We start from the raw sequence: 21,322 nt of genomic DNA on the forward strand, positions 1-21,322 counted from the left end.
ATCTGTTGGTACAACCGGTGATTCATACGATAATGCGTTAGCTGAAACGGTTAACGGGCTTTATAAAACAGAGGTGATTGAATATTTAAAACAGCAGTGGCGGGATGCGTATGATGTTGAATTAGCAACCCTTGAATGGGTCGATTGGTTTAACAAAACTCGCATTCATAGTACGATTGGTTATGTGTCGCCTTTTGAGTTTGAGAGACGATACTATGATAGCCTTAATGAGTCAGACAAAGCTGCCTGACTCAAGCAATCAACTCTCCGATATAGTCGGGGCGGTTCATGTTGTTAGTGTTCACTATTTATTTCTACTCGTAAGTTTCCCATTGAAAGTGACGTACTATGTGTACGATATATAGCTGAACCTGAGCATTGGGGTAAACAGTATTAATAGCATAAGGAAGTCCCATAAACCATCAATACAGGCAATGAGAGGATGTCTTGCACCCCTCGGTTCTGTTGCTCAGTTAGAATACCTAGCGAGGACTTAGTGCCCTCATTCTCTGATAACCATATACCAAGTAACTCTTTTTTAGACCTCTTTCGAAACCTCAAACTGGGTATGATAAACTGGTATAAACCCATAATAACTAATAGGGGTTATGAAGTACCAGAACCTAAAAACAAAAGCACCTGAAGCATTTCGTCGTTACACAGGCATTACCCCAGATGTATTTGAATGTTATACATAGCATACTCAAACAAGCTTATAACATAAAGCATGCCAAAGGGGGAAGAAAACCCAAACTATGCGTAGCAGACCAGTTAATTATGACTCTTAGCTACTATAGAGAATACCGAACTAAGTTTCACCTTGCTCAAGACTATGAAATATCAGAAAGCAGCGTCTGTAAAACCATAAAATGGGTTGAAAGCACCTTAGTTAAAGACTCCAACCTATCGCTACCGAGTAAAAAAGAGTTGTGGCAAAATCCAAATACCGAGGTTGTACTGATTGATGCCACTGAAATTCCCGTATAACGTCAAAAAAAAGGCAAAGACGATACTATTCAGGTAAAAAGAAAAGGCACACCCTAAAGGCTCAAGTGGCTGTTGATAAACAACATAGCCAAAAGATTATTTGCAACGATTTTTCGACAGGAAGCTGCCACGATTTTACCTTGTTTAAACATACTTACTTAGCTATCAGCCAAGATAAAATACTCAAAATAGATTTAGGCTATCAAGGCATTCAACAATATCATAAAAATAGCGTATTACCCTTAAAGCATAGCAAGCATAATCCATTGACTAAAGCAGACAAACAAGCCAATAGGGGGTTGGTCGGATGCTTACGAAAAAATCCATTAACCACTTAACCCTTCAACTATCAATAAAAAATGTAGCACATACTTCATTAAAGCTGAAGATTGATTTTTCTTAGATTTTACAGGGCTAATAACGGATAATGCATAGCCATTGTAATTATCATCAGTGGTGATAGTACCTCTAAAATCTGGATAATTAGCTTTGAGATCTTCAGTTTTATTAAGTGTATCTTCACTGTCAACCAAAGAGCTCATCGTTCTTTTTTTCTTTTCATTGTTTTGAGACTTATACCTGATACTACAGACATTTATTCGCCAATAATGACTAGGTAATATCCGGCACATAACCTTTAAGTACTTGTAAAACAATTGCTTTTCTTTAAAAGGAAAACGAATTTCACTTTTTGAGGTATTCACTTTGTCATAGAACACTTTTAGCATGTCTTTTACATCTCGCCTGCTCGATGGGTCAGCATATAGCGTTTCAAGATTATCAAAACATAATTGCAGTAATGCATTATCTTCGCGATAATGGAGGGGTGTCGGGGCAATTAATATATGCTCTGACTTCTGCTTGCGATCTTTAGATATTAGTTTGTGATTGAGATTACCTTTTGAATCAGTCACTAAATTTAACGCACGCTCATATAACCTAAGTGCATCATCATAATTAAAGTTTAAACTACTTGCCTCGCTAACAGGCTGTCCGTCTTCAATATCATGAAGTAGCTTCTCAATCACTTCACGATTATAAATGCCGAAAACAGCCGAAACTTTTTGATTGTTGCTACTAGTATTTGAATCATGAGAGTCTTTATTGACCTTATTACAAATAGTTATGGTTGTACTTAATTGTTCAAGCTTAATCTTCCTATTTATGTAATGTCTGATTTGGCTTAAATCGACTGTATTTTCTTTGGCGTCAACAGCTAGTTTATTATGCTGATAGAGCTTGTTTCGATTAGTATTAATCAACTTGTAAACAATATGTGAAGGAAGTGTTAAGTTTGCTTGTTGTAGCTGATAACTGGCAATAATATCTGCTGTATGAATGTAGGAGCTAAAGGTTGTATTTAAGTCAGCATGACCTGCAAATTCCATCAAAGCATCCCAGTAGTTTGTTGAAACCTTGCGCACTTTGCCTAAAAAATGCTGTCTAATGGTAGTAAGTTGATTTTCATTATAGTCAATAAAATACTTTGCGATATTGTAATCACTACGCAAAATAACCGCCATATTAGAGATGGCATTATGCCTAAAGGCATGTAAGGTAATATCACGATATATAGTATCTGCTAATATTTTTTTAATAGGCTGCTCAATGCTATGTCGAGAGAGTATCTTTGACTGATATTGATAAGTAAATAAATAATTAATATTTTGAGTACGTCTAGAATTTAAAAACTTTTTAAACTGCTCAAGCTCGTCATCTAGCAGTAGTACTGATAAATAAATACGCCTTGTACCGTCATCAGATTTTAAGGAGCGGTATGGATTGGATCGTACAATAATATTGTACTCACTAAAGCTTTGATTGTCATATTCGATATCCTTGACCTGAAGACCGAGTATCTCGCTAATTCGCATTCCAGTACGATATAGTAGTGTCACCACTATATTTAAGAGCTGCTTATAATAATCGCTTATACCATGTTGGTTTGAAATGCTACTTTGTAGTACTTGATAAACCTGATATGGAATTAGGTAGCTTGAGACGATTTGAGGATCGCCACCACCTCGTAAATCGATGTCAGGTGCCTTAAAATGTCTTTTTAAACTACTATGTAATGAGCAAATTACAGTGGTTGTATATCCAATCCTATTCTGATTTTTATTCGCAAGAATTTCATCATATATGAAGTGATAATTATGTTTTGACCATCCAAAAAAATCAGTATCACGTGTGCTTGCAATAAAGTCATTACCTATGTCTGATAAGTACCTTTTTAAAGTACTGATTTTATTACCAGTGGTATGCAAATCTATTATCCAAGTCACTAATCGTATTTGATTTGGAAATAAAGGTTCAGTTAGCAGTTGTTCTAGTTTGGCTCTAATTTTTTTGGCGTCAGAATTTAGTATGCTTCGAACATCTTTTACGATATCTGACTTGAATTGCTGTGAATTATCGTCAGTACTTCTCAGTTCATCTTTGCTTTCAATAGTTAGTTTTTCTATATCATTGTTAGACAGTACAGCTTTAGGTTGTTTTATTTTTTGAAAATAGCGCAGTAACTGTTCTTGAGTTATGGATGTTTGGTTTTGATTGCCTAATAGAACTTGAACAAGTTGTATATCGAGTCTAACCTTTGGGAGGGTTTGCCAGTATACTGAGTTATGCTTCAGGTATTCAGACTTATGAATAGACTTTACTGTAAATCCCTCGCCTGTAAACTCACCCAATCGCTTTATAACTTGATGATACTTAGGGAAAGAATCACTTCCTGTTTGATGTTGTATCTTGTACAACCATAAACGACTAATATCATCAATAATAACTAATCGAGTAATGTACAACTGTTGTAGTGAATCATTAAGTATTTTAATTTCATTAGCATAAAAAGGTGATTCAATTTTAATTGGTAAACACAACATATCATCAAACAACTGATAAACAGGCTTGTCCTCAGCCATATATTCATAAATGGCTTTAAGTATTTTGTCATCACTGTATCCAGCAAAACTAACTAATGAAAATAAAAACCAGCTAATACTATCAAGTAATGAGAATTTGTTTTTTTGACACCACGTGTCAATGGCATTGTTTGCTACCTCTTGAGCTTGCGATAAATATAAAAAGCTATCTAAATCATTAATATTCTTAGGGCGACTGACTCGAGATGCTATGACAGGCTCTGGGAAAGGAGGAAGATTAAGGGTCTTACGTTTTTGATTTATCTTTTCGAAAAAACGTTTGCGTTCAAACAAAGCAAACGGAATAAATTTTGTTGGAACGCATTTTTTTAACTGCTCCAGAATATCATCATATAGCTGATTGATATCGTCATCGCTGATATTTTCTTGTGTGTTTTGAACACAAAAGGTTTGCCATAAGGTTTCGCAAAGAATTTTACACTGCTCTATTGCTTCTTGACGTTGTTTTTTGCGTTGGGATGATCGTCTTTCATGACCAAACAACTCATTGTCACTATTTTTTATATTTGAACTCATAAAGCTACCTGCTCAAGCTGAAGCTCATCGGCTAGTTTTTGGTAGATATCTTTAACAGCTATGATGTCACCAATACTAAGAGAGGATTGTTTGCGCCATGCTTCTTGACCCATCATTTCATGACCAAAAATCGCGAGGACAAGAGACTCGTCTACTCCTTGTTCATGCAAAAATCGTTGACCAACATGGCGTGTCCAGTCAACTTTAAATCTTAGATTGTCTGACAGTTCTTTTGCAACAATACCAGGACGTAGTGAATGGAATTCATTATGAGAGTCAATATAATTTAATAATGGTCGTTCTGAGTTGAGTATTTTTAAAACGTCATTTCTTAATTGTGGCTCTAAATACTTATAGCTGGTTGCAAACTGTTCTAAATACGACATAAAGCTTTCAATGGCAGATGCTAAAAAAGAACAAATAGGTATCAACCGTTGAGAGTTACTAGTTGCTCGTTCCTCTTTATCCGAAATCCATGCTAACCCAGCAGTTAAGTTGAACTGATTTATAAATCCTGGCGCACCCTCTACTGCTCTTACAGAGGTTAATAACAGTGAGATATGCCAAAGCCATAAGTTGTAAGCGTTAAACTTTTTGATGAAATCAGTAGTGGTGATAACCTTTTTACGTAGATGTTCGATAAATAAACTTACAATAGGGTAGTCTGGGCTATTTTGACTACCAATTGAATCTTTTGTTAGTTTAACCTCATCTAAATAGTTAAATGCTAATTGTCGGTTATGACAGCGCTTAGTTAGTATATCAATGGCCTTGGCATATGCTTGCTTAACTTCTTCAATAGGGTGTGAGCAGTACCAAAGGTCCGCCCGTTTTTTAGTATTACGAGTGGTAATGATTGACGCGATTTGAGTGGTTGTCACCTCCTGCGTGAGAATAGTGTATAGAGATTTTTCAATACGACCTAGGCTTAGTAAAGGCAGTTCTAACTCCTTTTTTAATTTGGCTATAATTTCATTAATAAGATGGTTATCTGGATAGCCCTTATAGGTTAAGAATGTACCTAATGCTATAGGAATAGGCAGTTGAAATTGAGTCACACGATTAGCGATGACTAATTGTACGCCTGGTGTTTTGATCCGAAGTGGGGTGATATCAAGATGAATAATAAAATCAAAATTTGATTTTCGCGCACTGATTCCGATAATACTTTTACTATTTTCATTTATATCTTGCGCCAACTGTGACACAGAGTGACCTGTATATAATGATAGAAGCAAATATACTATCGCTCTTTTTGTTTCTCTCTTACTATCTGGACCATTATCTTCAAACCACTGCCACAATTTAGTGCAAATATTTTGTATAACGCTGATTGGTAGTAGCCTAATATTACTACTGATAAATCGCTCATTTTTATTGGCATGAGCAAATTTAGACTGAGTACGACGATAAATTAGATTGGCTGAATACTTTTCAGTATTTGTTACTGTGCTTTGTTTTATATAGGTAAAGTCTGGTACTGGATTATCCAGCCTTTCACGATTAACATCATTATGATCATCAGTTTCCTCATAGATAGTTGTCGATACTAATTCATCAGTATCTTCATCAATATTATCTATATACTCATATTCAGTTTTTGGTTCATTAAGCTTGCTTATCGAACGTTTTTTTCTACCAGTGATATTGCGAGTTATTTTGTTTCTTTTATTGAATGCAAAATCGATAGTTCTATATATCTTCAAAAATGAAATGAGATTTGGATCGTTCTGTTTTTCAAGCTGCTGACGATAAGACTCAAAGTTATAATAAGTTTTTTCTAAGGTGTCGCTTTGCAGTTCCTTATAGCAATATTGCCAGATGATGTGATTATGGCTTGATGGATTGATCCATTTTCTCGCTTCAGTTGTCGTCTCTTTTATCCGCTGTGGTAAATCGTGTTCTACAAAATAAATAAGCAGGTGACAAAGTTTAGCTATCCATAGCCATTCTTGAGAAGGGTTTTTTATATCAAGTGTTTGAAGTTGATGCGTGCTGGCTAAAAATGTGCGAGTTAGATTTTCAGTCTTAGTTAAATTGCCACTGTAGGACTCGAATATATTTTTGAGCGTGTCTTTGGTCAAGATAGTGGGTTGTCTAACTTCAACACCAAATCTTACAGATATGCCCGTAAAATCAGAAGGGGCTATGCTAGCAATTGTTAAAAAAAAGCCTTTTAGGTCGTCAGTATATTCATCTTCTGTTGGAGGTATTAGCGTATTAACCATGTCATTTAAGATCATTACGTACCTCTTGAATTAAATCAGAAAAAGAAGGGAGTTGATGAGTATTTAATCCACCATGCTTTTGCAAGCGATAATCATATTTATAACGTGGCATTCCTCTTATATCTAATATGTGCTGAATAGTGAAGCTCCCACCAAAAAAGTATTCTTGAATATGTTTCGGGATAATATTTTTAAAACTATGTAAAAGCTCGAAATTAAGTGGCTCTGACATTACTAAGTGGTTCAACAAATACTCCCATGCCCGTCTTTCAATATCAGCATTACTGATATCTATACGCCGGATAGATAGTTTATCTCCATACGAAATTGAACTAAGCGTTTCAAAGTCATCAAAAAAAAGATAGTTGTTTCTATATTCAGTTATTTCGATTAACGGTATTTTAGGTTCAACCTTATTTTTGGCCATAACTAAATTACCATGGACTGATTCACAGAAAATCTTGTATGGCACTTTAGCAAGTTTGTGTACCAAAAATCGATCATCAATTTTGATGGTTTTCACTGACTGCCTAATTTTGGCCTTTTTAGTTTTGGTCATTTTAGTATAGCCATATATTAATTTGCGAAAATAAAGGGTAGGGGAGGGCCGATGTAATTTTAGGTTGGTGTCAATATACTATAAAATAAACGTGACAAAAAATATATAAATATTTTAAAGTGCTTTAAATTGCATGTAGTAAAATAAAAATAAAAAAACCTATAAACCTTTAATATAAAGGGTTATAGGTTAAAGTGATTTTAAGTAACTTTGGTGGGTGACATTGCCAAGGTCGGGGTTTCCCGCTCCAAATTCGCTCTTAGAGCAAAAAATAGCCTCACTTCTCTTAATTAGAGCAGCGAGGCTTTTTTTTATGTCTGTAATTGCTATGTCTTTAATAGACTAGCTTGTCCAACAAATTACTAAATTAAAACCTCAATGAAAGGCCCACGGATCAAACCCGTGGGCTTTTTGGTTTATGGCTAGTTTTTAGGGGGTAGTAAACCAAAGCACAGTAAAGCACGGGTTAAACTCAGCGTTTATTATTGGGTGAATATGTATTAAGGCTGCAGAAACAAAGCGCTAATAATTTAGAAATATCAAAAAAGAGTCTGATTGCTTAGCTTTAGACATAAATATAGCTTGAAGTACCACGAATTAGGTGGCTATTTGCTATTACCTTAATTATAATGGGGATATGGTAAGCATTTTCTAGGCTTATTAAGTACAAGCCTTAAACTATAACGCTTAACAGCTAAATTTTTCTAACTTATTGTTAGGGCTAATTTCAGGTTAGCCAATTTTATCCTCGGTCAACCGACGGCAAATGCCCAGAATCAACTTGTTGTTCAGCCCTCGTTTAATTTAGTTTTTCTTACTCGCTTTGTTTACAAAAAAAGTACGTTCCACGCCCTTTTACTATTAATTATTTTTTATTTCAAGGTCGGGTTATCCAAATAATTGGCAACGTAATTATTCACAAAGTACGAAGTAAAAGTGCTAATTCAAATTGCTAAGCCAAAGTCACAGTATAAATAGCGACAACTCAATTTCAAATTATCGAATGATACTTCTCATAATAAAAGCAAAATTTTTTAAAATTCGTAAAGCTACCGTAAGGGGAAACCTATGCAAACACACAGTCAGCCCGTAAAGCAGGAGCAGCCCGTTAAGCGCCAATGGTTAAGTGCGTTGGTTATGTCTTTTATTGCCCTACCATTAATTGCCATATTACTTGTTTGTGCTTATGGCTTTATTGTTTGGTTTGGCCAAATGTTCTTTTGGGGACCACCAACCTAAGCGCAACTCCCAATATCACTTATTTTGTATGGCTTTATGACCTGCAAATTACCCATTATTGACTAGGATCAGAGTAAAAAAAATGATTTAAAAAAGTTTTTTACTTTTTGAAAAAACGGCAAGGAATCATCATGGATGCAATAAAACGGCTATTTAATTGGCTGCGTCGACTTCTATTTCAGCCCGCAACAAAAATCGGTTTGGGAGTATTGGTGCTCATCGGTTTTATTGGCGGTGTTTGGTTTTGGGCGGGATTTAATACCGCTTTAGAGGCCACCAACAGCGAAGAGTTCTGTCTGTCTTGTCACACTATGGAAGACAATATGCTGCCGGAACTCCAAAAAACAGTACACTGGCAAAACCGTACTGGGGTGAGAGCGGAGTGTCAGGACTGTCACGTACCGCATGATTTCACTGATAAGATTGCGCGTAAGATGCAAGCCTCGCGCGAAGTGTTGTCGCATGTGATGGGCGACATTGGTACCCGTGAGAAGTTCTTAGCCCATCGTGGTGTCTTAGCTCAGCGTGAGTGGGCCCGCTTTAAAGCCAATAACTCAAAAGAATGTCGTAACTGTCACGATTATGACAGTATGGACTTTAGTAAAATGCGGGTGACCTCGCAGATGATTATGCGTAGTGCCGCCGAACGTGATGCTAGCTGTGTCGATTGTCACAAAGGGATTGCCCACGAATTGCCAGTTATGGAAGGCATGCACAACCCAGCGTTTGATTCGTTAGTGTCTGAAGCGGGTAGCACCAAAATTAAAGTCGGTGAGACTTATTACAACATTGTGCCTCAGACCTTATATCTTGATGCTGATAAAAAGAAAGCGGCAGGGACTATTGAAGTGGCTGCCCCCGCCAAAGTTATTGCTCATGAAAATGGCATGACTCAAATTGAGCTGGACATGTGGCGTAAAAATAAAGGCTTCGGCCGTGTTTGGTATACCCACTTTGGTCTGAACATCGTGGATGCCATTATTGAAAAAGAATTGTCGCGTGATGAGAGCGTTGTCACTGTAAAAGAGTCAAAAGAAGATCCAATGACAGGGCTTGAGTGGCAAAAAGTTAGTGGTCAGTTCTGGGTAGAAGATGGTCTGTTAATGAACAGCCTAGAGCCGGCGTGGGACATTGCAAGTCAAACTTATGATGACAACTGTAGTGTGTGTCACCGTCAGCCAAATCCAGCTTCGCATGATGCGAACCAGTGGCCAGGATTATGGAGTGGTATGGTCGGGTTTACTAACCTAGATGATGATACTGGAGGCTTGGTATTGAAGTACTTGCAGCTAAATTCATCAGACTTTGCTAGCAGTAAACACGCTCCAGGTTCGCCGGAGAATACCATCCAGATGGCAAGACCATAACCCACCATTACGCCTAAGAATAAGAGGTATATTATGAAAACTATAAACCGTAGGGGCTTCTTAAAATCGCTAGCCGCTTTGTCTGGGACGGCGATGCTACCTATGCCACTACTGGCCGATGACAGCGTCTTAACTAATGCTAAAGGTGGCAAACTTGAAGAGCAAGATTGGAGTGGCTGGAAGATGTCAGGCGCTCACTGGGGTGCATTTCGTGCCCGAGTCGAAGCCGATAAGCTGGTAGAGATTAAACCTTTTGAGTTTGATCAATATCCGACTAAGATTTTGGATGGGGTACCGGGCATTATTTATAGCCCCTCACGTGTGCGCTATCCGATGGTCCGAGTGGATTGGTACAAAAACCGCCACAAGAGTGATACTTCACAGCGTGGTGATAACCGTTTCGTGCGGGTAAGCTGGGATGAGGCTCTAGACCTTGTATATGAGGAGCTTGAGCGTATTCAAAAGGATTACGGCCCTTGGGCGCTACACACAGCAAACGTTGGTTGGCGCTCGGTAGGTAACGTTCACAGCTGTGGTAACCACATGTTACGTGCCATTGCCATGCATGGTAAGAGCGTGGGGACCGCGGGTGACTACTCAACCGGTGCCGGTCAGATGATTCTGCCGTATATCTTGGGATCGACAGAGGTGTACTCGCAAGGGACTTCTTGGCCACTGATTTTAGAGAATTCAAAAGTAATTATCTTCTGGGCCAACGACCCGATTAAGAATTTACAAGTGGGCTGGAATACTGAGACTCATGAAGCTTATGAGTACTTTGAAATCTTACGCGATAAAGTCAGAAATAAAGAAATTGAAGTCATCTGTATTGACCCGGTGAAGAGTAAAACTCAAAACTATCTTGAGTGTGAGCACCAGTTCGTGAACCCCATGACTGACGTGGCGTTTATGCTGGGTATCGCCCATACTTTATACACCGAGAAGCTCTATGATAAAGAGTTTATCGATATGTATGCCCTAGGGCTAGATGAATTCACCCCTTACTTGATGGGTAAGACCGAAGATAAGGTTGAGAAGACTCCTGAGTGGGCGGAGAAAATTTGCGGCGTAAAAGCGGACAGAATCCGTGAGCTGGCCCGGAAAATGGCCAAAAACCGTACTCAGCTTTGCTTTGGTTGGGCCATTCAGCGTCAGCAACATGGAGAGCAGCCTTACTGGATGGGGGCGATCATTGCCGCTATGTTAGGTCAAATTGGTCTACCGGGTGGCGGCATTAGTTACTCTCACCATTACAGTTCAGTAGGAGTGCCGGCTTCAGGTGCTTCTATGCCAGGGGCTTTCCCACTGAACTTAGATACGGGTCGTAAAGCAAAATACGATAACAATGATTACAATGGCTACAGCTCAGTGATTCCTGTAGCGCGCATGGTGGATTGTCTACTAGAGCCTGGTAAAAAGATTAACTTTAACGGCCACGAAGTTACCTTGCCACCACTGAAAATGGGTATCTTTACCGGTAGTAACCAGTGGCATCGTCACCAAGATCGTAACCGTATGAAGAAGGGTTACCGTAATATGGAGACCGTGGTGTCCGTGGATTATAACTGGACCGCCACCTGTCGTTTCGCTGATATCGTGTTGCCGGCTTGTACCCCTTATGAGCGCAATGATTTAGATGCCTATGGGTCGTACAGTAACCGCGGCGTTATCGCCATGCACAAGCTAGTAGACCCGCTATATCACTCAAAGTCAGACTTCGATATCTGGTATGAGTTTACCAAGCGCATGGGCCGTGAAATCGAGTACAGCCGTGCCATGAATGAGATGCAGTGGATTGAGCAGCTTTATGAAGACTGCCGTGCTGAGAACTTGAAAAAAGATTTCTACATGCCAGAATTTAAAGAGTTCTGGGAGAAAGGCTATGTATTGTTCCCAGAAGGGGACAACTGGGTTCGCCACGCAGACTTCCGTGAAGATCCAGAAGTCAACGCTTTAGGCACGCCTTCAGGCTTCATTGAGATTAGCAGCCGTAAGATTGCTAGCTATGGTTATGAGGACTGTAAAGGTCATCCCATTTGGATGGAAAAAACAGAACGCTCACACGGTGGCCCAGGTTCTGACAAATACCCACTGTGGTTGCAGTCGGTACACCCTGACACCCGTTTGCACTCCCAGACTTGTGAGTCTGAAGAGCGCCGAGCGACTTATACCGTTCAAGACCGTGAGCCCTGCTACATTGGTCCAGAAGATGCCAAAGCTCGTGGCATTAAAGATGGGGACTTGGTTCGTGTCTTTAACGACCGTGGTCAACTGCTAGCCGGTGCAGTGATTTCAGACAACTTCCCGCCAGGCGTTATTCGTATTCAAGAAGGGGCGTGGTACGGTCCTACAGGTCCGGAAATTGGGGCCTTAGATACGTATGGTGACCCCAACACCTTGACCTTAGACATTGGGACTTCAATGTTGGCTCAGGGTCCAAGTGCCAATACTTGTTTGGTTGAGATTGAGAAGTTTGTGGGCAAAGCGCCTGCAGTGACTGCTTTTGGTGGTCCTACTTATGTCAATCCAGACGGCTCGCCAGCTAGTGAAGATAAAGGCTAGAGACTAGGGGAACACAGCCAGTTTCGGCCTGCAGAGCAAGTCGGGCCGGCAGGCTTTAGTAACTTAAATAGCTTTGATAGTTTTAATAACTTTGCTAACTTCAATAGCTTTAGCAATACAGAGCAGGGGCTTTGCTTATAGTTTGAGCAGAGCCCCTGTTCTATATTTTAGTGAGTGTTTTCGCTAGTATATACGGTAGTGGCATGGAAGATGCTTCTAATAATCCTTTAGAGTAATGGAATTCACATGAATAATGAACAACAATGGCAAGCAGCCAATAAAGCACGTGCGGCTTTGTATCGCTGGTTTGCGGAGATTTTTGCCCGTGAGTTCAATAAACAAAACTTAGCTGAGTTACAACGACAATACCCAGCTTTGCACCAAGCTTTTTCAGAACTAGGTCTGCAAGCGCAGAGTGAGCGACTGCAAAAGGCGTTAAATAATCTTAAAGTCATCCCGGAAGCGGATAGAGCCTTGGAATTGGCAGCAGATTTTGCGCATATGTTTTTATTAAGTGGTCATCAAAGCGCTCCGCCTTATGCCTCTTATTATTTAGAGGCCGATAAGATGTTGTATGGCAAGCCGGCGCAGCAAATGAGTCAATTTTTGGCGGAGCATGAGCTGGATCTACACCCTGATTTCCGAGAGCCAAAAGATCACCTGAGTATTTATCTGCAAGTATTGAGCTTATGGATTCAGCATGGCAGTGAAGCAGAGGGCGAAGAGTTGGCCCGCATCGCCGCTGAGCAAAGTGACTTTTTGCAAAGTGCTTTGTTAAACTGGTTGCCAAAGTTTAATGAACGTTGCCAAGCTATCCGTGTAAAAACACAGGTTTATCCCGCATTAACTGACTTGCTACTACACTTTGTGCGAGCCGATCAACAGGCTTTGGTAGAGCTAGACTAAATATAGGTCTAAACATAAATCTAAGCCGAATCCGAATCTTATTTAACCAACCCAACCTAACCCAACCTAACCCAACCCAACCCAACAACCATCACCTTGGAGAGCGAATTTATGATTACTGTTGCTGAGTTACAAGCCGCTATTACCGAGCGTATCACGGCTTATAATAACCAAGACTTGCCGTTTGCCAAGCGTGCCACAGAAACTCGGGATTTGTTGGCCAGTCACAATCATATTTTAGCCACCGACATTGTCTCGCCCTTTGATGTACCCCGCCAAAACCTATCGGCCATGGATGGGTATGGCATTGCTAAGGGCAGTTCACTTGAGCAAGGCACAAGCATTGACATCGTTGGGGAGTCGCAGGCGGGCTCACCTTTTAGTGGCAAGCTACTACCTGGGCAAGGGGTGCGCATCTTTACTGGGGCTGTGGTTCCCAGCGACTGTGATACCGTGGTCATGCAGGAAAATACCAACTTTGCGGATATCAAAGATAGCATTGATAAGTCGCAGACCTACGCTATTGAGCTGACTCAAGCCGCCAAAGTTGACAGCAATATCCGTAAGCAGGGTGAAGAGATTGAAGAAGGTGAGCTGGTATTGGAGGCAGGAAAACGTCTAAATCCTGCCGACATTAGCTTACTGGCCAACTTAGGCGTGGCCAAGGTTGAGGTTTATAAGCCACTTACTGTGGGGATCTTAGCCACAGGGGATGAGTTGGTGGCGGTGGGCGAGCCGTTACAAACGTTGGCACAGATTTATAACTCCAATACCCCGACTTTAAAGAGTATGTTTGCCCAGCTACCGCTAGTAATCCAGGATTACGGTATTATCCCCGATCATTTGGAGTTAACCAAAAAGGCGGTGCGTAGTGCGATGCAGGAGTGTGATGTGCTGATCTCTACCGCTGGGGTTTCGGTGGGTGATTATGACTTTTTGACCACAGTGATTGAAGAGCTGGGTCAGATTAATCACTATAAAGTAGCGATGAAGCCGGGCAAGCCTTTTGTGTTTGGTGAGCTTACCGCAGGCCTAGAGGTACCAGTATTGTATTTTGGTCTACCGGGCAACCCCTTATCCTCAGTGGTGGGCAGTTTACAGTTTATTATTCCTGCTTTGTGGCGTTTGTCAGGCATTAATGAGGCAGATATTCCACAGCCGTTAACCCTGACGGCAAGTTTGGCCAATGATGTCAGAAAGTCACCGGGTCGAGCTGATTTTCAGCGTGGTGTTTTTAGCCAAAATACAGCAGGGGAGTATGTGGTAACTACCGCCGGCAAGCAGGATTCGCATCGTATTAAACAGTTAAGCTTAGCCAACTGTTTGATTGTATTACCAAAAGACTCAGGCAGTCTGGTTGCAGGAGACAAGGTAACGATACAGCCTTTTCCTTGGTACTAACTGCTATTGATTTTAGCATTACTGATTATTAGCGTTATTTATTATGAAGTCATTGGTTGTTTGTAGCTAATAACTGGCAATCAATAAATAATGACTAATAATCAATGGCAATTGTCTTGTCAATATACATAAACTGCCGGTCATCTACCTTGATACGCTACTGAATAACTTTGTGAAATAGTAGAAACAACCTACTACTAAAGAGGTAGATGGCCTAGAGTAGGGCCTTCTTTAGGGTGAGTATCTATTGCTCCTCAACCTGTTATAATACCTATTATTCCACCATCTTTCATAAGATCCATTCACAACCTGAGGCAACGCTTAGAGCACATTAACTATCAATGACTACGGTACCGCATATGACCCTTCTTAATTCCAACCTAGGGAAAGCTAGGCTATACACACCTTCCCCCAATTCAGTTATGTTTGCTGGTCATGGTCTGATGTCATCAGTTAATACTGTTTCTGCACTGAGCGACTCTTCACTGAGCAATTCTGCACTGTGCAACTCTGCATTAAGCGACTCTGAACTGTCTACGGTTTTTTCTAAATTGGCCAAAAGCTCAGTAACAACTGGGTCTGTCAATAACCTCACCTCGCCAGCGGACAAAGATGACCATCTATTAACCGATGGCTTCTCACGTCGCTTGACCTATTTGCGCTTATCAATTACTGATTTTTGCAATTTTCGCTGTGGCTACTGTTTGCCCAATGGTTATCAAGGCAAGCGCCCGGACAATGAGCTGACGCTGCAAGAAATTGAGGTACTGATCAAGGCTTTCGCTGAGGTGGGCACAAAAAAGGTGCGTCTAACTGGTGGAGAGCCATCCATTCGTAAAGATGTGACCCAGATTATCGAGCAGGTAAAAGCCACACCAGGTATCGAAACGGTGGCGATGACCAGCAATGGCTATAAATTGGGCAAACATTTGGCCGATTGGCAGCAAGCGGGTCTAGATCAGCTCAATATCAGTATCGATAGCTTTGATCCGGCGACTTTTCATAAGATGACCGGCTTTGATATGTTGCCGCAGCTATTGCAAGATATAGACAAACTGTTAGCCACCACAGACATTAAGCTTAAGCTCAACGGTATCTTGATGGAAGACACTGCTTATGACAGCTTGTTGGCTGCTTTGGATTTTGTCAAAACCCGTCCGGTGACCTACCGCTTTATCGAGTTCATGCAGACTACGGACAATAGCGATTTGTTTTTTGCTCAGCATGCTCAGTCAGATCTTATTATCAATTATTTGTTAAAAAAAGGATGGCAAGCGCATCACCGAGGTCAGAATGATGGTCCAGCGATAGAATATAGCCACCCCGATTATGTGGGCCGTATTGGGATGATTGCGCCGTATGCGCCGCATTTCTGTGACAGTTGTAATCGTCTGCGTGTCAGTAGCCTAGGTAAGGTGCATTTGTGCTTGTTTGACCAAGGCAACTACGATATTCGGCACTATCTACAGCAGCAGGATGTGGCCGGTTTGGTACAAAAGCTGCATGACTTTATGCCAATAAAACCAGAACACCACCATTTGGCTGAATCCAATAGTGGCATTATGCATAATTTGTCCATGATTGGTGGCTAAAAGAATAGGCGGTTAGAAGGCCATATTGCAGAAGTTTTATTTTTAAACCGTAACTGTTTTATCTATTATTTAAGGCGCTTTTATGTCAAAAGAAAAAGTATTTACTCCGTTAAATGTAGCCGTATTAACTGTTTCGGACAGCCGTACTTTGGCTGAAGACACCTCGGGTCAGTACTTGGCGGACTCGTTACAAGAGGCGGGTCATAATTTGGCCGATCGTCAGTTAATTACCGATGATATTTATAAGATTCGTGCGGTGATTAGTGGCTGGATTGCCGATCCTGAAGTACATGCGGTGATTACCACTGGCGGTACCGGCTTTTATATCCGTGACAGCATGCCGGAGGCGGTAAGTGTGTTATTTGACAAACAAATCGACGGTTTTGGCGAGATGTTCCGCTTAATCTCCAAAGATGAGATTGGCATGTCGACCATTCAGTCGCGCGCTGTTGCTGGTATGGCTAATAACACCGTTATTTTCTGCCTACCAGGCTCATCAGGGGCTTGCCGTACTGGTTGGACACAGATTATCAAAGAACAATTAGACAGCCGCACCGGCCCTTGTAACTTCGTGCCGCATTTGATGCGTGTTAACCCAGGTCACGACTAGTCAAATAGCACTTAATTAAATGACAGCTAATTAAATGACAGCAGCACTGCCACACAGCTTTGAAGCACAGTCCTTGGCTGGGGTACTTATCCTAGCCGGCGGCTTATCAACGCGTATGGGCTCGCCCAAAGCACTGTTAACACTGCCTAATGGAGAAACCTTATTGGATTATCATGTGCGCAGTGCAGCACGGCTTGGGGTGCCAATTTTAATTGCTGATAATGGTCAGGGATTTGTGGCTGATGCAGAGACGACAAAGACTACAAATAACATTGCCCATTTAGCTGGTTCTATTCTTCATATTATGGATTATGAGCCACACAGCAGTAATCCACAGGCACAGCATAAACATTCAGCAGGGCCACTTGGTGCCATCTTGGCCGGCATGCAACAGTTGTTAGCAGACAGTGACCTTGATTCTGATAGCGATTTTGCTCGTGATGCGGATAGTCTGTCATATGGCGATTCAAAATGGCTACTGGTGGTCAGTTGCGATAGTTTGGTTAATGCTACGGATATTTGGCAACATTTAAAGGCTCAAAGTTCAGCCACTCAAACTGTATCTGCACCAAATTCACTCGCAACCAACATTGCAACGAATACAGAGGGCGCCCAACCGCAAATGTATGGGTTGGCCGATGAGGAGCGAGACTATCCGCTGTTGGCGTTGTATCAGCTGAGTTTAGCTGAGCCATTGAAAGCTTATTTAGATAGTGGAGAGCGACGGGTAATGCGCTTTATTAGTCCTATTAGCCAGTCGCTGCCTATGCCGCAAGCTTGGTATACGCTTTGCAATTTAAATACCCCGGAACAGTTTCAAACCGCCTGTCAGCAGCTGTAAATACATTGAGCTGTCCATGCAATGAACAGTCATTAGCGTATAGATATCGCTAGCCCAATCAAACCTCACCAAATTAGCCCAAAACTTTAGGTCAATGCCCATTATGTCACTTACATCAGTTTCAAACTCTGATCAAAACATGCCAGATTTATCGACTCAGCCCCATCAGCTATCGCACTTAGATGCCGATGGTGACATTCATATGGTGGATGTGGGCCATAAGACGGTGACCACCCGTGAAGCAGTAGCACAAGGCTATGTGGTGTTTCCAAAAGATATTTATAGCCAGATTAAAGCCGCTGATGGCATGACCAAAAAAGGCAGCATTACGCAGACCGCTCATATTGCTGGGATTATGGCCGCCAAGCGTACCCATGACTTAATTCCATTGTGTCATCCATTGCCCTTAGATAAGGTGGGTTTAAGCTTTAGTTATGATGATGAGGCGTGTGCCATTAAGGTGACTTCAACAGTACGAGTCACCCACAAAACTGGGGTTGAGATGGAAGCATTGACCGCAGTGAGCGTCGCCTGCCTAACCATTTATGACATGACGAAGGCGCTATCGCACGACATTATTATCGAAGATATGCGCTTGGTGACTAAGACCGGTGGCAAGTCTGACTATCAGAAGGTTTAGATTCGTTTCGATTTAAAAAGCTACTAAATAAGTTGAGTACATTATGAATATTACTGTTTTGTTTTTTGCAAGCTTAGCGGAAAAAGCGCAACAAGGTCAGCAGCAGTTGAGTTTGGCAGGCGACGTAAGCTTATCTGAGTTATACACCCAGCTGCAGCAGCAACATGGCTTTGAGCTGGACACCGCGAAGGTGAGAGTGGCCATTAACGATGAGTTTGCCAGCTGGGATGATGCCATTAATGATGGCGATACTATTGCCTTTATTCCGCCTGTGGCTGGTGGTTAGACGTTAGTTAATAGCTATGCAGAAGCTATTTAAATAAATGTTTTTTGGAGTAACACATGGACAGTCAAACCGCTTTGGGCAGCGCCAATCAGCCACATCAACAGGCAAGTAGTATTTCTCATACGGCAGATGAAGTATATCAGCTGGCACAAACTCAAGGCTTTGCGCTGCTTGATGAGGCCATTGATGCCCAGCGTTTAAAGGACATGTTGCAAGATGAGCAGTGCGGTGCTTTAGCTACCTTTGAGGGCTGGGTACGCAATCATAATAATGACAGCCGAGTAACTAGCCTGACTTATTATGGCTATGAAAAATTAGCCATTAATCAGGGCAAACTGATTGTTGAGGAAGCCAAGCGTTTATTTGATATCCAAAATGCGGTAGCCATTCACCGTATCGGGGCATTAGAGATTGGCGATATGGCGGTGTGGGTCGGGGTGTCCTCTAAGCACCGTTATCCTGCCTTTGATGCCTGCAAATGGATATTAGATACCATTAAAGCCGATATTCCGGTGTGGAAGCAAGAGTATTACCAAGATCAGTCTTCCAAATGGCTTAGCAACAATGGCTAAGTAGTAAGGGTTACATAACTTATATAACAAGGGTTAATTCACAAAATTGACCCTTAACGTTAATAACTGCTAATAATCCAGCTTCGGCTGGATTTTTTTGGTTACTATTTCATACTTTTAGATTTAGGCCTTGAAGCAAAGCCTTCATTAACCTGACGATTGATACTGGCAATAAGTCCTACCAACACAATACCCAGCACTACCAATAGTAGCGACATGGTGTGGGCCATTTCATAATTTAGCGCTTCGACTTGCTCGTAAATGGCAATCGAGATGACCTTGGTTTCTCCAGCGATACTACCCCCAATCATCAATACTACCCCAAACTCACCAATGGTATGGGCAAAGCTAATTAGGCTGCCTAAGATAATGCCGGTTTTTGCTTGCGGTAGGGATACGGCGGTAAAGCGGCGCAATCGGCTCGGTTCTAGTAGCAGGGCCATATCGCTGACGCTTTTTGGAATGCGTAAAAACTGGGCATACACCGGCTGCACATAAAACGGTAAGGAGTAAATGATTGAACCCAATACCAAGCCTTCAAAGGTAAAAGCCAAAGCCCCAATGTTATGTGCCATGAGCCATTGACCGAGGGCAAAGTTGGGACTAAGCAGTAACAGCAGATAAAACCCTAGTACCGTTGGTGGCAATACTAAGGGCATCGCAATAACCCCCATGAGCATGATTTTGACACGGGCGATAAGAGTGCTAGAGGAGGGTTTTGCCAACCAATAAGCCATCGGCGTGGCAAATAACAGCAGGCACAAGGTGGTAATAGAGGCCAGCTTGATACTCAGCCACAGTGGCAGCAACATGTCAGACAGGTGAGGAGTAAGAAGTGACATAGAGGGTCAATACCAAAGGGCTAATAACAGTAGATGATAGATGGTAGGGGGCGATAGATAACAAGAAGCAATAGAAGCTAATCCTATTTACTAAGCTTCAAGCATAGCAATATTATCACCCTTTACCTAGACTTTATCTGACTCTTCAACCTTTATTAGCATTTACTGTCAAGTCAACGCCACAGCTAGGGAGTAGTGACTGGCAGATACCCAGCATCAGCAAATAGCTGTTGTGCCGGTTCAGACTGCAGATAATGACTAAAGTCTGTGGCTGCAGCACTGTCACTGACCACAATGCCATCTTGCAATATGGCGGGGTAGCTGTCGGCTTGTAAGATTAAGTATTTTGAGGGTTCAACTTTAGCACTGATTAATTGTGATAAGGCCACAAAACCATAGTCGGTGGTGGCGGTATGTGCATATTGAAAAGCCTGGCCGATGTTTTCGGCTTGAATTAATTTTTTATTATCCTTTAACTGATCATAGATACCTTGCTGCTGTAAAAAAGCTTTGGCAGATGCCCCATAAGGTGCCAGCTCTGGGTTGGCCAGGGTGATTTTAATCGCTGTGTTGCTTTGGGTAGGCTGAGTGATAAACAGTTGTTGCAGACTGGCTCGGTCTAAAGCTTTGGTTGAGCTGATATCTTGGTTGCTACTATATAGGGCCAATTGACCTCGGGCATAGGTAAAAGGTGCTTGTACGGTCACTTTGGCGGATGCTTGCTGCTGAGCATACTTGGCAGGGAAGTCTTGATCGGCGGATAAAAACAGATCATACGGAGCTCCGGAGTTGATTTGGGCAAATAATTTACCCGATGAGGCGTAGGTGACTTCAATTTTTGGTTTTTGGTTATCGGTATTTTGACCACTCTTATTTTGACCGTCTTCAGCTTGGTAGGCTTCAATCACTGCGGGTAATACCCCAGCTAAGTTGGCTGCGGCGGCAATACGCAATAATTGAGCTGATTCGGCTTTACTGTCATTGGCAGTAGCCTGTGGTGCAGCGTCGGTATTCTCGGGGTTATTGCTACCAGAGCAACTGGCTAATACTAATAAAGCAGGCAGGCTAGCGATAAGTTTTAAATTAGGGGTCATAGGCAACCTACATTGATACATTAATAGGAAAAAAGCTAAGTCTATATTTTGTCTGAAATCTTAGGATTAGGGAATAAGTCTTTCGGGTAGGGGCGGCTCTAGGACAGTGGCTATCGGCTTGGCAGTATAAATTAAATT

The 21,322-nt window shown here is 41.6% G+C and carries 19 protein-coding genes and 1 pseudogene; 14 read left to right on the plus strand and 6 right to left on the minus strand.

Annotated elements, in window-relative coordinates; all coding sequences use genetic code 11:
* The coding region (locus G561_RS0111050; RefSeq protein WP_028859615.1) for an integrase core domain-containing protein at nucleotides 1-250 on the plus strand (250 nt) is incomplete at its 5' end.
* A gap of 88 nt (nucleotides 251-338) precedes the next feature.
* Here the strand turns inward: G561_RS0111050 and G561_RS15625 are convergent.
* Nucleotides 339-540, minus strand: a pseudogene (locus G561_RS15625) (transposase); the annotation flags it as partial.
* A gap of 135 nt (nucleotides 541-675) precedes the next feature.
* Here G561_RS15625 and G561_RS14535 point away from each other — a divergent pair.
* Together G561_RS14535 and G561_RS14540 are read left to right on the plus strand one after the other, a co-directional pair.
* Nucleotides 676-987, plus strand: coding sequence for a transposase family protein (locus G561_RS14535; RefSeq protein ID WP_081794454.1), 312 nt, complete (start codon nucleotides 676-678; stop codon nucleotides 985-987).
* Nucleotides 984-1,325, plus strand: coding sequence for a transposase (locus G561_RS14540; protein WP_081794455.1), 342 nt, complete (start codon nucleotides 984-986; stop codon nucleotides 1,323-1,325). The genes G561_RS14535 and G561_RS14540 overlap by 4 nt, the downstream gene beginning before the upstream one ends.
* Here G561_RS14540 and G561_RS0111065 read toward each other — a convergent pair.
* Genes G561_RS0111065 through G561_RS0111075 form a run of 3 tightly spaced genes read right to left on the minus strand, consistent with a single transcriptional unit; the run spans nucleotide 1,314 to nucleotide 7,232 of the window.
* Entirely contained in the window at nucleotides 1,314-4,445 is a 3,132-nt protein-coding gene (locus tag G561_RS0111065; protein ID WP_028859616.1) for a site-specific integrase, read from the minus strand. The genes G561_RS14540 and G561_RS0111065 overlap by 12 nt on opposite strands.
* Nucleotides 4,442-6,688 carry a hypothetical protein gene (locus G561_RS0111070; protein WP_028859617.1) on the minus strand — a complete coding sequence of 749 codons (2,247 nt, stop codon included), beginning with the start codon at nucleotides 6,686-6,688 and terminating at the stop codon, nucleotides 4,442-4,444. The genes G561_RS0111065 and G561_RS0111070 overlap by 4 nt, the downstream gene beginning before the upstream one ends.
* The gene (locus G561_RS0111075; RefSeq protein ID WP_028859618.1) at nucleotides 6,675-7,232 is read right to left on the minus strand and encodes a hypothetical protein; all 558 of its coding nucleotides are present in this window, start codon (nucleotides 7,230-7,232) and stop codon (nucleotides 6,675-6,677) included. The genes G561_RS0111070 and G561_RS0111075 overlap by 14 nt, the downstream gene beginning before the upstream one ends.
* 1,068 nt (nucleotides 7,233-8,300) lie before the next feature.
* On the opposite strand from G561_RS0111075, the gene G561_RS15385 reads away from it, so the two are divergent.
* The 11 genes from G561_RS15385 to G561_RS0111130 all read left to right on the plus strand — a co-directional run bounded on the left by G561_RS15385 (nucleotide 8,301) and on the right by G561_RS0111130 (nucleotide 19,248).
* Nucleotides 8,301-8,471: a periplasmic nitrate reductase, NapE protein gene (locus G561_RS15385; protein ID WP_115342987.1), complete on the plus strand. Its 171-nt coding sequence runs from the start codon at nucleotides 8,301-8,303 to the stop codon at nucleotides 8,469-8,471.
* A gap of 131 nt (nucleotides 8,472-8,602) precedes the next feature.
* Nucleotides 8,603-9,838, plus strand: a complete 1,236-nt coding sequence (gene torC, locus G561_RS0111085) for a pentaheme c-type cytochrome TorC (RefSeq protein ID WP_028859619.1) — start codon at nucleotides 8,603-8,605, stop codon at nucleotides 9,836-9,838.
* A 33-nt stretch (nucleotides 9,839-9,871) separates the two neighbouring features.
* A complete protein-coding gene (gene torA, locus G561_RS0111090) occupies nucleotides 9,872-12,400 on the plus strand; it encodes a trimethylamine-N-oxide reductase TorA (protein ID WP_028859620.1) in 2,529 nt (842 codons plus the stop codon).
* A 246-nt stretch (nucleotides 12,401-12,646) separates the two neighbouring features.
* On the plus strand, nucleotides 12,647-13,306 hold the full coding sequence (gene torD / locus G561_RS0111095) for a molecular chaperone TorD (RefSeq protein ID WP_028859621.1): 660 nt from the start codon (nucleotides 12,647-12,649) through the stop codon (nucleotides 13,304-13,306).
* 111 nt (nucleotides 13,307-13,417) lie between these two features.
* Entirely contained in the window at nucleotides 13,418-14,707 is a 1,290-nt protein-coding gene (locus tag G561_RS0111100) for a molybdopterin molybdotransferase MoeA (RefSeq protein WP_028859622.1), read from the plus strand.
* Nucleotides 14,708-15,048: 341 nt separating this feature from the next.
* Nucleotides 15,049-16,299, plus strand: a complete 1,251-nt coding sequence (moaA, locus tag G561_RS0111105) for a GTP 3',8-cyclase MoaA (RefSeq protein WP_028859623.1) — start codon at nucleotides 15,049-15,051, stop codon at nucleotides 16,297-16,299.
* Between the two features lie 82 nt (nucleotides 16,300-16,381).
* The gene (gene moaB / locus G561_RS0111110; protein ID WP_028859624.1) at nucleotides 16,382-16,909 is read left to right on the plus strand and encodes a molybdenum cofactor biosynthesis protein B; all 528 of its coding nucleotides are present in this window, start codon (nucleotides 16,382-16,384) and stop codon (nucleotides 16,907-16,909) included.
* 34 nt (nucleotides 16,910-16,943) lie between these two features.
* On the plus strand, nucleotides 16,944-17,750 hold the full coding sequence (gene mobA, locus G561_RS0111115; RefSeq protein WP_037032294.1) for a molybdenum cofactor guanylyltransferase: 807 nt from the start codon (nucleotides 16,944-16,946) through the stop codon (nucleotides 17,748-17,750).
* 139 nt (nucleotides 17,751-17,889) lie between these two features.
* Nucleotides 17,890-18,390, plus strand: coding sequence for a cyclic pyranopterin monophosphate synthase MoaC (moaC, locus tag G561_RS0111120; protein ID WP_028859626.1), 501 nt, complete (start codon nucleotides 17,890-17,892; stop codon nucleotides 18,388-18,390).
* Between the two features lie 43 nt (nucleotides 18,391-18,433).
* Complete coding sequence (gene moaD / locus G561_RS0111125) at nucleotides 18,434-18,676, plus strand: molybdopterin converting factor subunit 1 (RefSeq protein WP_028859627.1); 243 nt, start codon at nucleotides 18,434-18,436, stop codon at nucleotides 18,674-18,676.
* A 56-nt stretch (nucleotides 18,677-18,732) separates the two neighbouring features.
* Nucleotides 18,733-19,248 (plus strand): molybdenum cofactor biosynthesis protein MoaE, encoded by a 516-nt coding sequence (locus tag G561_RS0111130; RefSeq protein ID WP_028859628.1) that lies wholly within the window; start codon nucleotides 18,733-18,735, stop codon nucleotides 19,246-19,248.
* A 104-nt stretch (nucleotides 19,249-19,352) separates the two neighbouring features.
* On the opposite strand, the gene modB is transcribed toward G561_RS0111130, so the two are convergent.
* Together modB and modA are read right to left on the minus strand one after the other, a co-directional pair.
* Nucleotides 19,353-20,090, minus strand: a complete 738-nt coding sequence (gene modB / locus G561_RS0111135; RefSeq protein WP_051584522.1) for a molybdate ABC transporter permease subunit — start codon at nucleotides 20,088-20,090, stop codon at nucleotides 19,353-19,355.
* Nucleotides 20,091-20,275: 185 nt separating this feature from the next.
* Nucleotides 20,276-21,184 carry a molybdate ABC transporter substrate-binding protein gene (gene modA, locus G561_RS0111140; protein WP_028859630.1) on the minus strand — a complete coding sequence of 303 codons (909 nt, stop codon included), beginning with the start codon at nucleotides 21,182-21,184 and terminating at the stop codon, nucleotides 20,276-20,278.
* Nucleotides 21,185-21,322: the final 138 nt, after the last annotated feature.

Origin of the sequence: Psychrobacter phenylpyruvicus DSM 7000 = NBRC 102152 (assembly GCF_000685805.1) — a bacterium.
Classification (GTDB): Bacteria; Pseudomonadota; Gammaproteobacteria; order Pseudomonadales; family Moraxellaceae; genus Psychrobacter; species Psychrobacter phenylpyruvicus.